This is a genomic window from Aquibium oceanicum (assembly GCF_001889605.1).
GTDB lineage: Bacteria > Pseudomonadota > Alphaproteobacteria > Rhizobiales > Rhizobiaceae > Aquibium > Aquibium oceanicum.
In genome coordinates this window covers 2674509-2686926 of sequence record NZ_CP018171.1, presented here as the reverse complement: position 1 = coordinate 2686926, position 12418 = coordinate 2674509, and the positions used below count along the sequence as shown (strand labels likewise).

The 12418-nt window shown below is 64.2% G+C and carries 12 protein-coding genes; 3 read left to right on the top strand and 9 right to left on the bottom strand.

Annotation, left to right across the window (positions count from 1 at the left end):
- Positions 1 to 27: 27 nt before the first annotated feature.
- From BSQ44_RS13210 to BSQ44_RS13200, 3 genes are all read right to left on the bottom strand, one after another.
- Positions 28 to 1266 carry an urea ABC transporter substrate-binding protein gene (locus tag BSQ44_RS13210; protein WP_072604880.1) on the bottom strand — a complete coding sequence of 413 codons (1239 nt, stop codon included), beginning with the start codon at positions 1264 to 1266 and terminating at the stop codon, positions 28 to 30.
- 61 nt (positions 1267 to 1327) lie between these two features.
- The gene (locus tag BSQ44_RS13205) at positions 1328 to 2932 is read right to left on the bottom strand and encodes a flotillin family protein (RefSeq protein ID WP_072604878.1); all 1605 of its coding nucleotides are present in this window, start codon (positions 2930 to 2932) and stop codon (positions 1328 to 1330) included.
- A 167-nt stretch (positions 2933 to 3099) separates the two neighbouring features.
- Positions 3100 to 4224, bottom strand: coding sequence for a substrate-binding domain-containing protein (locus BSQ44_RS13200; RefSeq protein WP_210187877.1), 1125 nt, complete (start codon positions 4222 to 4224; stop codon positions 3100 to 3102).
- Positions 4225 to 4369: 145 nt separating this feature from the next.
- Here BSQ44_RS13200 and BSQ44_RS13195 point away from each other — a divergent pair, with 145 nt between their 5' ends.
- Positions 4370 to 4816, top strand: a complete 447-nt coding sequence (locus BSQ44_RS13195; protein ID WP_072604876.1) for a MarR family winged helix-turn-helix transcriptional regulator — start codon at positions 4370 to 4372, stop codon at positions 4814 to 4816.
- 204 nt (positions 4817 to 5020) lie between these two features.
- Positions 5021 to 5797 (top strand): GGDEF domain-containing protein, encoded by a 777-nt coding sequence (locus tag BSQ44_RS13190; RefSeq protein ID WP_072604873.1) that lies wholly within the window; start codon positions 5021 to 5023, stop codon positions 5795 to 5797.
- Between the two features lie 133 nt (positions 5798 to 5930).
- Here BSQ44_RS13190 and BSQ44_RS13185 read toward each other — a convergent pair whose 3' ends face one another.
- Complete coding sequence (locus BSQ44_RS13185) at positions 5931 to 6122, bottom strand: DUF2735 domain-containing protein (protein WP_072604871.1); 192 nt, start codon at positions 6120 to 6122, stop codon at positions 5931 to 5933.
- A 475-nt stretch (positions 6123 to 6597) separates the two neighbouring features.
- On the opposite strand from BSQ44_RS13185, the gene BSQ44_RS13180 reads away from it, so the two are divergent.
- Positions 6598 to 7644, top strand: a complete 1047-nt coding sequence (locus BSQ44_RS13180) for a glutamine synthetase beta-grasp domain-containing protein (RefSeq protein WP_072604868.1) — start codon at positions 6598 to 6600, stop codon at positions 7642 to 7644.
- Between the two features lie 73 nt (positions 7645 to 7717).
- Here BSQ44_RS13180 and BSQ44_RS13175 read toward each other — a convergent pair whose 3' ends face one another.
- From BSQ44_RS13175 to BSQ44_RS13155, 5 genes are all read right to left on the bottom strand, one after another.
- Positions 7718 to 8191 (bottom strand): BA14K family protein, encoded by a 474-nt coding sequence (locus BSQ44_RS13175; RefSeq protein WP_072604866.1) that lies wholly within the window; start codon positions 8189 to 8191, stop codon positions 7718 to 7720.
- 147 nt (positions 8192 to 8338) lie between these two features.
- Entirely contained in the window at positions 8339 to 9478 is a 1140-nt protein-coding gene (dprA, locus tag BSQ44_RS13170; RefSeq protein WP_072604864.1) for a DNA-processing protein DprA, read from the bottom strand.
- The gene (plsY, locus tag BSQ44_RS13165) at positions 9475 to 10089 is read right to left on the bottom strand and encodes a glycerol-3-phosphate 1-O-acyltransferase PlsY (protein WP_072604862.1); all 615 of its coding nucleotides are present in this window, start codon (positions 10087 to 10089) and stop codon (positions 9475 to 9477) included. Before plsY ends, dprA begins: the two co-directional genes overlap by 4 nt.
- Before the next feature lie 26 nt (positions 10090 to 10115).
- Entirely contained in the window at positions 10116 to 11420 is a 1305-nt protein-coding gene (locus BSQ44_RS13160; protein ID WP_072604860.1) for a dihydroorotase, read from the bottom strand.
- On the bottom strand, positions 11417 to 12379 hold the full coding sequence (locus BSQ44_RS13155; RefSeq protein ID WP_072604857.1) for an aspartate carbamoyltransferase catalytic subunit: 963 nt from the start codon (positions 12377 to 12379) through the stop codon (positions 11417 to 11419). The genes BSQ44_RS13160 and BSQ44_RS13155 overlap by 4 nt, the downstream gene beginning before the upstream one ends.
- Between the last annotated feature and the right edge of the window lie 39 nt (positions 12380 to 12418).

The window sequence follows — 12418 nt, the reverse complement described above, 5'->3', positions numbered from 1 at the left end:
GAGAGGAAGCGAACGAGGTCTGCCCGATCAGATGTCGATTTCGTACTGCTGGTTGTCGTCGGGGTTGGCGACGAGATCGCAGACCAACTGGGTGTCAATCGGTTCGCGCGCGCCGAAGCTCTTGATGACGTTGAGCTTCTGGTCCCGCATCTCCATCAGATGGACGTCGAGCGTGGCGTGGTGCGTTTTCGGATCGATGGTCACCATGCCGGCCGGTCCCTCGTAGGAGAGCCCGCTGTCCAGCGCCGTGATCAGGCTGTCATGCTCGACCGAATTCGCCGCCTTGACGGCCTCCGCCCACAACATGATGCCCTGATAGTTGGACACGGCCAGTTCGTGGATGTTGGGAATGGTCTCGGCCCCGTGCATCTCGCCCCAGGCAGTTGTGAACGCCTTGTTGGCAGGCGTATCGAGCTCGGGCGAGTAGTTGTAGCAGACCACGATGCCGTCCCCTTCCTCGGGCGTCAGCACGAGGTGTTCGGAACCGACGCCGAGCGTTGTCGAGGCGAGCGGGATGCGCGACTTCATGCCCGCTGCCGCCCACTGGCGGTAGAAGGACAGGTGCGCGCCGCCGACGAGCGCCGAATAGACCATGTCGGGCGCGGCCGTCTGGATCTTGGTGATGGTCGATCCGAAATCGGCCACGTCCAGCGGGAAGAAGTCCACCGCAACGGTCTCGCCGCCGTTGTCCTTGAAGTATTTCTGGATCCAGCGGGCCATGAGCTGGCCGTAGTTGTAGTCGGCGGCGAGGATGTAGACCTTCTTGCCCCACTTCTCCATCGTGTAGGGAATCTGCACCTCGGTGGTCTGCGCCGGCGTCACACCGGTAATGAAACAGTTCCTGTCGCAGACGCCGCCCTCGTACTGGATGTTGTAGAAATAGAGCGTGTTGGCGCGGCGCAGCGTCTGGCGTATCGCTTCGCGCGAAGCCGACAGAATGCCGCCGTGCACGACGTCGACTTTGACCTGGCGGGTCAGCTGCTGGGCGTATTGCGTGTAGAGCGCCATGTTCGACTGCGTGTCGTAGCCGATGTGCTCGATCGGCCGGCCGAGCAGACCGCCGCCGTCATTGAGCTGCTTCACCGCGAGCTGCACGGCCATGTCGATTGGCTTGCCGTAGGCGTCGAAGATGCCGGATATGTCGAAGACGGTGCCGAGCTTGATCGGATCCTCGGCGAAGGCGTTGCGGATGAAGACCGGGCTTGCGAGTGCCGCTGAGCCGGCGGCCGCCGCGCCCTTGAGAATGGTGCGTCTGGTAATGGTCATCGTTCTTCCCCTTTTCGTCGTTGGGACGCGTCTCCCGGCGCGTCAGAAATCGGTTGCGTGATCAGTCTTTCTTGCGCACGGGCGTGCGGTTGATAGCGTCCAGCGCGCGGGCACCGAGATTGGCGTCCATCTCCACGCCGATCTCCTCGCCGAGCTTCTTCAGCGCGGGGAAGCCGATGGCCATGCCCATGATGGAATCGAGCGCCGACTGGAAACCTCCGCCACTGCCGCTGCCTCCCTCTCCGGCTCCACTTCCTCCGCCCAACGAACCCAGGCCCGAAATGTGGTTGATGCGGATAGAGTCGATCTTTTCGGCCGGCTTCACCATCTGGGCGGCGATCTCCGGCAGCATGTCGAGCTTGTGCAGTTCCAGCCTCAGCCGCAGGATCTGTTCGCTCTGCGCGTTCTCCGCCTCGATCATGGCGGCCTTGCCTTCGGATTCCGAGATCAGGCGGTGACGCTCTGCCTCGGCTCTGACCTGGACGGCATTGCCCTCTGCCTTGGCAAGTTCGAGGATGGTGTCGACCTGCGCCTTCACCTTCTGGTCCTCGACCTCGGCATTCTCGCGCGCCTTCAGGAGCGCAAGCTGACGCATGCGCTCGGCTGCGGCCATGTCGCGCTCGGTCTGGACCGCCTCTTGGGCTTTGACCAGCTTCGTGCGGGCGGTCTCGAAGCCGGCTTCCGCCGCCTGCTCCTCGCCGCGCTTGGCCGCGATGCGGATGGCGTTGTCGATCTTGGCGGTCTCCACCGCGAGCATCGCCTCGATCTCGTGCTTGCGCAGCACGAGATCGCGCTCGATCTCGGCGCGCTTGACCTCGCCGGCCTTGGCGATGCGGGCTTCCTCGGCGATGCGGTCCGCTTCGGTGCGGGCATTGTGAATTTCGGTGTCTAGATCGATCCGGCGCCGCTCGAGGTCGAGCCGCTTGGCGAGTTCGGCCTCCTCCTGCTCGCGCTCGATCATCAGCCGCTGCTTGGTCTGCTCGAGCTGCCGGCGCCGCACCTCGACGTCGGTCTCGGTCTCGACCTGCACGCGGGCCTTCTTGTTGTGGCTGACCAGTTCGGCGAGTTTCCTCATGCCGACGGCATTGAAGGCGTTGTTCTCGTCGAGCGCGTTGAACGGTGTCTGGTCGAGGCGCACCAGCGAAACCGAATCGAGCATCAGGCCGGAACGGGCGAGATTGGCTGAAAGGCGCTCGGCGACCGCCTCCACGAAGGCGTCGCGCCGCTCGTGCAGTTCGTCCATCGAGCGGCTGGCGACGGCGGACTGGATCGCATCGACAAGCTTGCCCTCGATCAGCCCCTGCATCTCCTCCTCGCGGAAGGACTTCGAGCCGAAAGCCTGCGCGGCGGTGGCAATGCCGGCGTCGGTTGGCTCGACCCGAACGTGGAACTCCATCGAGACGTCGACTCGCAGCCGGTCCTCGGAAATCAGTGCCTGGGGACCCTGGCGCTCGATCTTGAGCCTCATCGTGCGCATGTTGATGCGCTCGATGCGGTGAAGGATCGGAAGCGCCACCGCGCCGCCGTCCATCAAGATGCGGCGTCCCCCTAGGCCGGTGCGCACCAGCGCGGTCTCGCGCGTCGACTTGGCATAGAAGCGGTTGAGGAAGAGAACGCCGAGTACGACGACTACGACCAGTACGACGAGGGCTAGAAACCAGGCCACGCGCCAATCTCCGTTTCCGATGGACGGAATCGCGTATTCCCGATGCCGCGGTTCCTTGAATTGGAAAGGAACCTAGCGCGACGACATTTTCTTTTTCAAGCTTTTTATTTTCCTATTCAAGCATTTTCCGAAGCGTCGTTCGACCTTCCGGAAAGACGAGCGGTCCCTCAGACCAGGCGTTCGATGACCGAGAACAAATGTTCGTCGGCGCGGGCCAGATAGATTGGATTTGCCTTCCGCTCGTTGTCGAAATAGGTGCCGCCGCGGGCGCTGCGATAAACGATCGGCGCTCGGCGCGCGCGCTTGCCGTCCCTGAGGGCGGAGTAGAAATGCATGCCTTCGTAGATGGATTGGCCGAGTGCGTTGAGAACCGGCGCCCGTTCGCCATGCAGGGTGCGGTATCGCTCCACGAAAGAGAGGTTCGCATCGCTGCGCAGGCTGGCGAAGTAAGCAGACGCGGCATAGAGCCTGCGCGTGCCGTCGGCCCCGGTCGCCAGCAGCACGTTCTCTTCGATCGCGGTGGAGAACCGCACGATCGACCGGTCGAGCCGCATCGCGCCGAAGACCCGGTTGAACTCGACCGCCTCCTGGCCAATCAGCGAGAGCAGAACGATATCGGGCTTCGCGGCCGCGACACGTTCCACGAGTTCCACGGGTTCCTCGATACCGAAGGGCACATAGGTCTCGAACACCACCTGCCCTCCCGCTTCGGCGATGCGGTCCTTGGCGAACCGGTGGGAGGCGCGCGGCCAAACATAGTCGTTTCCGACCAGCGCCCATCGGCGAACCTTCAGCGTCTCCGCAAGACGACGGATGGCCGGCGCGAGCTGTTCGGCGGGCGTCTCGCCGATGGCGAAGCAGCCCGGCGCGCGCTCGTTGCCTTCGTAGAGCGGCGTGTAGACATAGGGAATGCGTCCGCGCAGGACCTCGTTCAACCGCTGCCGGACGGAACTGACATGCATGCCGACGACGGCGCTCACGCCGCCATCATCCACCAGGCCGGCGATCGTTTCGACCGCACTGTCCACCACCGAATCGTCGGCATCGAGGAAGACCAGTTCCACCTCCCGATCGCCGATTCCCCGGTGCCGGTTGATCTCGTCGGCCGCCAGTTGGGCGCAGGAGATGCAGGAAGGCCCCCAGATGCCGGCGGACCCGCTCATCGGGACCATGACCGCGATGCGGTTTCGCCCGGCGCCTCGAAAATACGACCAATCGGGAACGTCGAAGCCGGACAGCGGCGTGTAGCCGCGGCCGCCCGCCCCGTGGCGCAACATCGATCGCTGGATCATTTCGCCAGGATCTCCCGCTATTCGGTTCCCGTATTGTTGTTTTTGTTTTCCGAATTAAGTATCTGAAGCGGGCAATGATGGCAATCGGCCATTGCCGCGTCGATTCGCGGCGGATCAGAGCCGATCATCCCTCCGGGAGAGGAATGTGACCGAACGATCGCTGAGCGATTACCTCGCCTATCTCGTGGCGCAGACCCATCGAAAGCTGCATGGCGACCTGGAGCGCGAACTTCAGTCGGAGGGCGTCAGCGTGGAACAGTGGCGCATGCTGGAGGTGCTGAGCGACCGCAACGGCCGCTCCATGGGAGAGATCGCCGACCTCGTGCTGATGAACCACCCGGCGCTGACGAAGATGACCGACAAGATGGTGGCGCGCGGCCTTGTGCATAGGGCGCCCGATCCGCAGGACCAGCGCCGCGTGCTCGTCTACACGACCGATCGTGGGAAAGCCCTGTTCGACCGGGTGCGTGGCCATGTGGAAGAGCAGAATTCGGCGCTGGAAGAGCATCTCGGCCACAAGGGCTCGGCTGCACTCCGCAAACTGCTCGAAAGCGTAATCGAAGCCGGTGGGGAAGATCGCCCCATCCGCTAGGACGGACCATCCCGGCGGACCTTCCAGGAGCCCGCAACAGTCCAAGCCGAAAGCGGCGAGCGAACGGCCGTCCACCGCGTTGCTCCATAGCCCGCTCGGCGGTTGGTGCACCACCTACACGATCTCGTGATCGGATCGGGCACGTTTGCGAAAGCCCGCCTTAACGATGCTCTCCTACGCTGACAGCAGGAGGAGCGGTCTCATATGTTCAAAGGCAGGCTGGATTTTTCGCGGCGGGGACGGGCGCGGGTTTTGCTTTCCACCGCGATCGGCACGCTGATCTGCATTGCGGTGTCGTTCGCCTTCGACAGCTACTCATTCGAAGAAGGCTGGCGCTGGGGCGACAACCCCCTCAACAATCTGCTCATCCCGCTCCTGCTTGCGCCGCCCCTGTTCTTCCTCCTCCTGAGCAAGTTGCGAGAGATGGCGATCGCGCATCAGGAACTTCTCGAAGTTTCGGCGACCGACAGCCTGACCTCATGCTTCAACCGCCGGGCGTTCACGGCACTCGTGGAAGGCTATCTCGAAAAGCTTGAAGGAAGGGAACGGGAGGGTGCGTTGCTCGTGATCGATGTCGACCACTTCAAGTCCGTCAACGATACGTTCGGGCATGATCGCGGCGACGAGGCGCTGAAGCTGATCGCGCAGGGCATCAGTAGCGCAGTGCGCCAGACCGACATCGTCGGCCGCATCGGCGGAGAGGAGTTTTCTGTCTTCTTGCCATCGACGCCGCCGGGACTGATGAAACTGGTGGCCGAACGCATCCGGCTCGCGGTGATGGAACTGAAATTCGCGCCCGACGGCAAGCAATATGGCCTGAGCGTCAGCGTCGGCGGCGCTGCTTTCCGCTTTAGGACAACCTTCGCCGACCTCTACGGGAAGGCAGACAAGCGTCTCTACAAGGCAAAGCGGAATGGCCGGAACCAGGTCGAGTTCGACCTGTCCCTTCACGAGAGGCCATCGGCCGCGATCGCGTCGTGACCGCAATTGCAAGCGTGCTCAGTCGGCATCGTCCGATAAACGTCCCTGCAATTCGACAGCGGGGTCTCCGTCGTCGAACGCGGAAAAGGTCATCAGGCAGCGTCGCCGAGAGCGTATCCGAGTACTGCGTGGCTCAGCGCTTGGTCCCGCTTTCCTCGCGCATGGCTTCCTCGTGGTACCAGCTTCCATCGACAACCGCCGCGGCGGACGCTTCAGCAAGCGGCTGTCTGAGATCGAAGCGGCGTTCCCTGGCTTTGCGGCGCGCTTCGGCGCTCACCGGAAAGTGATAGATCTGGGCCGAAGGCCGAGCGAATTCCGTGACCATGACTTTGTGTTCTCCTTCGATGATGCTCTCACCGTGCGACTGGGAAAGAGAATCTAATACCTGCACGCATTTTTTGCAATGTGCCTAAAAAAATATCGCTAATTGCACAACTATTAAGCGGACGTGTTCCTTGCTCCCCTAACTGGCAAAGCGCCGATTTGTTCTGTTTTTCGGTGTGGGTCACTGCCGGCGAAAGTCGTTTGCGCGCGATGCGTTGCGGTCTGCGAATGCATCGGCAATCAGCGCCCATTTTTTCGGCAGGCCGCCACTTCCTTAACCGAACTGGGAGCACCCCCTGCTTGCCCGACCGAGACAGGATGTTCCGGAAACGGTAGTTAATTAATGATTTCAAATGTTTTTCGTTGCCTTGGCGATGCGTTCGCCGGTCTGGCATGTGAATTGCTTCGGTTAATGCGGAGATTCGAGGACGGCAGCGACCGGCCCTCGCCCGGCGCAACAATCTAGAGAGAACGCAATGACCAAGTACAAACTGGAGTACATCTGGCTCGACGGCTACACCCCGGTTCCCAACCTCCGCGGCAAGACGCAGGTCAGAGAATTCAGTGACTTCCCTACCCTCGAAGAGCTTCCGCTGTGGGGCTTCGACGGCTCGTCGACCATGCAGGCGGAAGGCCGCAACTCGGATTGCGTCCTCAAGCCGGTGGCGCTCTACCCCGATCCGGCCCGCGCAAACGGCATTCTCGTCATGTGCGAGGTCATGATGCCCGATGGCGAGACGCCGCATCCGAGCAACATGCGCGCCACGATCCTGGATGACGACGGCGCCTGGTTTGGCTTCGAGCAGGAGTACTTCTTCTTCAAGGACGGCCGTCCGCTCGGCTTCCCGACCTCCGGTTATCCCGCGCCGCAGGGTCCCTATTACACCGGCGTCGGCTACAAGAACGTCGGCGACGTTGCACGCCAGATCGTCGAGGAGCATCTCGACCTGTGCATTGCGGCCGGCATCAACCACGAAGGCATCAATGCCGAAGTCGCCAAGGGCCAGTGGGAATTCCAGATCTTCGGAAAGGGTTCCAAGAAGGCCGCGGATCAGATCTGGATGGCGCGCTACCTGCTGGAGCGGCTGACCGAGAAGTACGGCATCGACATCGAGTATCACTGCAAGCCGCTGGGTGACACCGACTGGAACGGCTCGGGCATGCACTGCAATTTCTCGACCACCTACCTGCGCGAGGTGGGCGGCAAGGAGTATTTCGAGGCGCTGATGGCGGCCTTCGAGAAGAACCTGATGGACCACATCGCGGTCTACGGCCCGGACAACGACAAGCGCCTGACCGGCAAGCACGAGACGGCTCCCTGGAACAAGTTCTCCTACGGCGTCGCCGACCGTGGTGCCTCGATCCGGGTGCCGCACTCGTTCATCCGCAACGATTACAAGGGCTATCTCGAGGATCGCCGTCCGAACTCGCAGGGCGACCCCTACCAGATCGCCAGCCAGGTTCTGAAGACGATCGCCTCCGTGCCGACCGGCGCCGAAGGATCCGTCTCGGCCGCAGCCTGAAGTTTTCCTCCTAGTCAAAAAAAGAACCCCGCCGGCGACGGCGGGGTTCTTTCATTTCGGTTTCCTGTAAGGATCAGCTGTAGGGCGAATAGCACTGCTGACGCGGCCCGTGGTAGGGCTGGTAGGTGTTATCCGACGCACGGTAGGACCTATACTTGTCGTAACACCACTGGATGTGCGGGCTGCCCGAGCGATTGGCGTTGTTGATAGCGCCGGAAATGATCGCGCCCGCGATGAATGCCGCGCCGGGATACCAGAAGTTTCCGTGGCGACGGTAACCAGGCCGATAGCGGTGGTGGCCGCGGTAACCCCGATAGTGCGGGATGCGACCCCTGTAGTGACGGCCATCGCGGAAATGACGCCCGCCGCGATTCCAGCGAGGACCGACGCCGTGGTAGTCCATGCCCTGCACCTGGATAACGCGCGCATCACTAGACGTCGGCGGGGCCACGGTCTGCACGCCGCCGGCTGCCGTCTGCGCCAATCCCGTCCCTGCGAAGGAAACGCTGATCGCCGCGGCACAGAGCGTTGTGATAAACTTTTTCATAGTTGCCTCCTGACTGGGCACTTCAGTCCCTCTGGCGATGGAACGACGCTTGTGACGAGCGGTTCCAATATATCCAGAAGCGCCCGGAACATTTCCGTGATTAGGGCGAAGCGGGCTCCCGCCAGTCGAGGCCCGAACCTCAGTGTATCATCCCGGGAACAGAAGGGAAACCATTCCGCCCGGATGCCGTTCGAGCCGCCCCGCCAGGTCGAGTTCCAGGAGCACCATGAACACCTGCGCCGGATGCAGACCGGTGTGCCGGATGATCTCGTCGACCGCGGTCGGCGTCGCGCCCAACGCCTCGACGACGCGCGAGCGGTCGCTGTCATCGGGCTGCGGCGTGACGGAGAAATCCGGAGGCTCTTCCAGCGTTCTTGCCGACGGAAGCGGCGCGCCGATCAGCGGCGACAGTTGCTCGAGAATGTCGCGGGCTTCGGTCACGAGGATTGCGCCGTCCTTCAGGAGCCCATTGGTTCCGGCCGAACGCGGGTCGAGCGGCGAGCCGGGCACGGCGAACACCAGCCGTCCCATCTCCCCCGCGAGCCGGGCGGAGATCAGCGATCCCGAGCGCATGGCTGCCTCCACGACCAGAAGGCCGTGCGACAGGCCGGCGATGATGCGGTTCCGGCGCGGGAAGTCGCGGGCGCGCGGTTCCCAGCCCAGCGGCATTTCCGTGACTACGGCTCCGGCGCTGCCGGCGATTTCGCGACAGAGTTCGACATTTTCGGGCGGATAGGGCCGGTCGATACCGCCGGCCAGCACTGCCACGGTACCGGTGGCCAAGCTGCCCTGATGGGCGGCGGCATCGATGCCCCGCGCCAGGCCCGAGACCACCGCGTAGCCTTCGCGCCCGATCTCGCTGGCAATGGAGCGGGCGAGCTTGATGCCCGAGAGCGAGGCATTCCGCGCCCCCACGACCGCCATTGGCGGCAGGGCGAAAACGGCGGGCTCGCCGAGTACGGTGACCAGCGGCGGCGGCTGGTCCATCATTCTCAGGAGCGGCGGATAATCGGCCTCGCCGAGTGCGATCAACCGCGCGCCGACGCGGGCGATGCCTTCGAGTTCCGCCTGCGCTTCGTCTTCCGAACAGATCTTGGCGGGACGCGCGGAACCGCCGGCGCGGACGAGATCGGGAAGACGCGCCAGCGCGGCCTCGGCCGAGCCGAACCGGTTGACCAGATCGCGAAAGGTCGCCGGTCCAACGTTGTCGGTGCGGATCAGGCGCAACCAGTTCAGGCGCTGACGGTCGTTCAGCGACCGCGGACCAGCGCCCGGCCGGGGGTTCATCCCTTGGCCCCGATACGGGATTCCGTTCCCGCGGCGAGGCGCGCGATGTTTGCCCTGTGCTTGAAGAAGACAATAACGCTCATCAGCACGAACAGCTCGGCCGCCTGCACGTGGCCGATAAGATAAAGCGCGACGGGAACGGCGACAGCGGAGACCAATGCGGCAAGCGAGGAGTATCGCGTGAGGAAAGCGACTGCCAGCCAGGCGACCGCGAAGACCAGGGCGCCCTCCCAGGCAACTGCGATGAGGACGCCCAGATAGGTCGCCACGCCCTTCCCGCCCCTGAAGCCGAGCCAGACCGGGAAGAGATGTCCGAGGAACGCTCCCAAGCCTGCGACGAAAGCCTGGTCGGGACCGTAGAGACCCGCGATCAGTACTGCCGCCGTACCCTTGAGCGCATCGAGGAGCAGTGTCAGCGCGGCAAGTTTCTTGTTTCCCGTCCGCAGCACGTTGGTCGCGCCGATGTTGCCGGATCCGATCTTGCGCACGTCGCCGAGGCCGGCTGCCCGGGTGATCAGCAAGCCGAAGGGGATGGAGCCCAGAAGGTATCCGAAAACCAGGGCTGCGAGGAGATACGGCAGGGCGAGCTGCCAGCTGATCGGATCGGGCATCGATGGTCCTGTGCAGGCGCGACCGGCTAGCGGGTCGAAAATATTGTGCGGCCCGCTACCATGGTTTGCAAGACCCGGCCCTGCAGGCGGGCGCCTTCGAAACAGGTGTTCTTGGATCGCGAGCGGATTCCGGTCTCCTGCACGACCCAGGGATCGTCGAGATCGACGAGGATCAGATCGGCCGCGCTCCCGGGCGCGAGCGTCCCGCCGGGCAGGCCGAAAAGGCGCGCCGGCGCGGTCGAGAGGAGTTCGACGATGCGCAACAGCGGCAGGTCGCCATTGTGGTGGAGGCGCAGTGCCGCGCCCAGCAGCGTCTCCAGGCCGATCGCGCCGTCGGCGGCGTCTGCGAAGGGAAGCCGCTTGGTGTCGACGTCTTGCGGATCGTGCGAGGAAACGACGATGTCGATCGTGCCGTCGCGCACCGCCTCCACCATCGCCAGGCGGTCCTCCTCCGAGCGCAGCGGCGGCGACAGGCGGAAGAAGGTGCGGTATTCGCCGACGTCGTTCTCGTTGAGCGAGAGGTGATTGATGGACACGCCCGCGGTGACCTTCGCCCCGTCGTTCTTGGCGCGGGCGATAGCCGAGGCGGAGATTGCGGTGGAGATCTTGGCGGCATGATAGGCGCTGCCCGTGAGCCGGGCGAGAAGCAGGTCGCGTTCCAGCGGGATGGCTTCCGCTTCTCGGGGGATGCCGGGCAGTCCGAGCCAGCTGGCGAACAGCCCCTCGTTCATGACGCCGGAGGAGGCAAGATCGGGATCCTGCGTCTCGTGGGCAACGACCGCGCCGAAATCGCGCGCGTATGTGAGCGCGCGGCGCATGACCAGCGCGCTACGCAGGCTGCGCCGCCCTTCGGTGAAGGCGACGGCGCCCGCCTCGCGCAACAGTCCGAATTCCGTCAGTTCGTGCCCTTCCAGGCGGCGGGTGATCGCCGCGGCCGGGTGAATGTTGACGTCGGCCGTATCGCGCGCGGTGCGCAGCACGAACTCGACCAGCGACACCTCGTCGATCACCGGGCTGGTGTCCGGCATCATGACGAGCGACGTGACCCCTCCGGCGGCGGCGGCCGCACTCGCCGAAGCTATCGTCTCGCGGTGCTCCGCACCCGGTTCGCCGATGAAGACACGGCCGTCGACCAGGCCGGGCATCACCGCCCTGCCCCCGCAGTCGATCTGCTCGGCGCCCTCCGGCACGCCCTGGTTCGCGGCGCCGGCACCGGCAGCGGCGATGCGGCCGTCGGTCACGATCACGGTTCCACGCTCGTCGATCCCCCGCGAAGGATCGAGGATGCGGGCATTTGCGAAGACGGTGGTGCCGGTCGCGGGCGTCCTCATGCGGCGCGATCCTCGTTGCGGCGCGGGTCCAGCAGCGCCTCCATGACGGCCATGCGCACCGCCACGCCCATCTCCACCTGTTCCTGGATGACGCTCTGCGGCCCGTCCGCGATCTCGGATGCGATCTCGACGCCCCGGTTCATCGGGCCGGGATGCATGACCAGCGCACCCTCCCGCGCGAGTTTCAGCTTCTCCGCGTCGAGGCCGAAGTACCGGAAGTATTCGCGCACCGAAGGCACCATGGCGCCTTCCATGCGCTCGCGCTGCAGCCTCAGCATCATGACGACGTCGACGCCCTTCAGCCCCTCGGACATGGAGTTGAAGACCTCCACCCCCATGTGACGGATGCCGGCCGGAAACAGCGTCGACGGAGCGACGACCCGGACCCGCGCACCGAGTGCGTTGAGAAGGATGATGTTGGAACGCGCCACGCGCGAATGCAGGACATCGCCGCAGATCGCCACCGTCAGCCCGGCGATGGTGCCGCGCGCCCGGCGGATCGTCAGCGCGTCGAGCAGCGCCTGGGTCGGATGCTCGTGCGCGCCGTCGCCGGCATTGACCACCGAGCATCCCACCTTCTGGGCCAGAAGTGCCGCAGCGCCGGCCGAAGAGTGGCGGATGATCAGGATGTCGGGCCGCATGGCGTTCAGCGTCATCGCCGTATCGATCAGCGTCTCGCCCTTCTTAACGGAAGAGGACGCCACCGACATGTTCATGACGTCGGCGCCGAGCCGCTTGCCCGCGAGTTCGAAGGAAGACTGCGTGCGGGTGGACGCCTCGTAGAAGAGGTTTATCTGCGTGCGGCCGCGCAGGGTCGACATCTTCTTTTCGGATTGCCTGGATATCGCCACCGCCTTCTCGGCGCGGTCGAGCAACAACTCGATGTCGGCGGGAGAAAGCTCCCGGATACCGAGCAGGTGTCGGTGCGGATAGATCGGGAAGTCCGGCTGGGAGCTCATCTCAAAGCGGTCTCATAGGCACAAGCGCCCCGCCCCGCA

What these genes read in the sequence shown, in the direction of transcription:
- BSQ44_RS13155 (WP_072604857.1), bottom strand. Translation starts at nt 12,379, where the DNA reads ATGAGCTCCCAGCCGGACTTCCCGATCTATCCGCACCGACACCTGCTC.
- BSQ44_RS13210 (WP_072604880.1), bottom strand. Translation starts at nt 1,266, where the DNA reads ATGACCATTACCAGACGCACCATTCTCAAGGGCGCGGCGGCCGCCGGC.
- BSQ44_RS13180 (WP_072604868.1), top strand. Translation starts at nt 6,598, where the DNA reads ATGACCAAGTACAAACTGGAGTACATCTGGCTCGACGGCTACACCCCG.
- plsY (WP_072604862.1), bottom strand. Translation starts at nt 10,089, where the DNA reads ATGCCCGATCCGATCAGCTGGCAGCTCGCCCTGCCGTATCTCCTCGCA.
- BSQ44_RS13160 (WP_072604860.1), bottom strand. Translation starts at nt 11,420, where the DNA reads ATGAGGACGCCCGCGACCGGCACCACCGTCTTCGCAAATGCCCGCATC.
- dprA (WP_072604864.1), bottom strand. Translation starts at nt 9,478, where the DNA reads ATGAACCCCCGGCCGGGCGCTGGTCCGCGGTCGCTGAACGACCGTCAG.
- BSQ44_RS13190 (WP_072604873.1), top strand. Translation starts at nt 5,021, where the DNA reads ATGTTCAAAGGCAGGCTGGATTTTTCGCGGCGGGGACGGGCGCGGGTT.
- BSQ44_RS13185 (WP_072604871.1), bottom strand. Translation starts at nt 6,122, where the DNA reads ATGGTCACGGAATTCGCTCGGCCTTCGGCCCAGATCTATCACTTTCCG.
- BSQ44_RS13200 (WP_210187877.1), bottom strand. Translation starts at nt 4,224, where the DNA reads ATGATCCAGCGATCGATGTTGCGCCACGGGGCGGGCGGCCGCGGCTAC.
- BSQ44_RS13175 (WP_072604866.1), bottom strand. Translation starts at nt 8,191, where the DNA reads ATGAAAAAGTTTATCACAACGCTCTGTGCCGCGGCGATCAGCGTTTCC.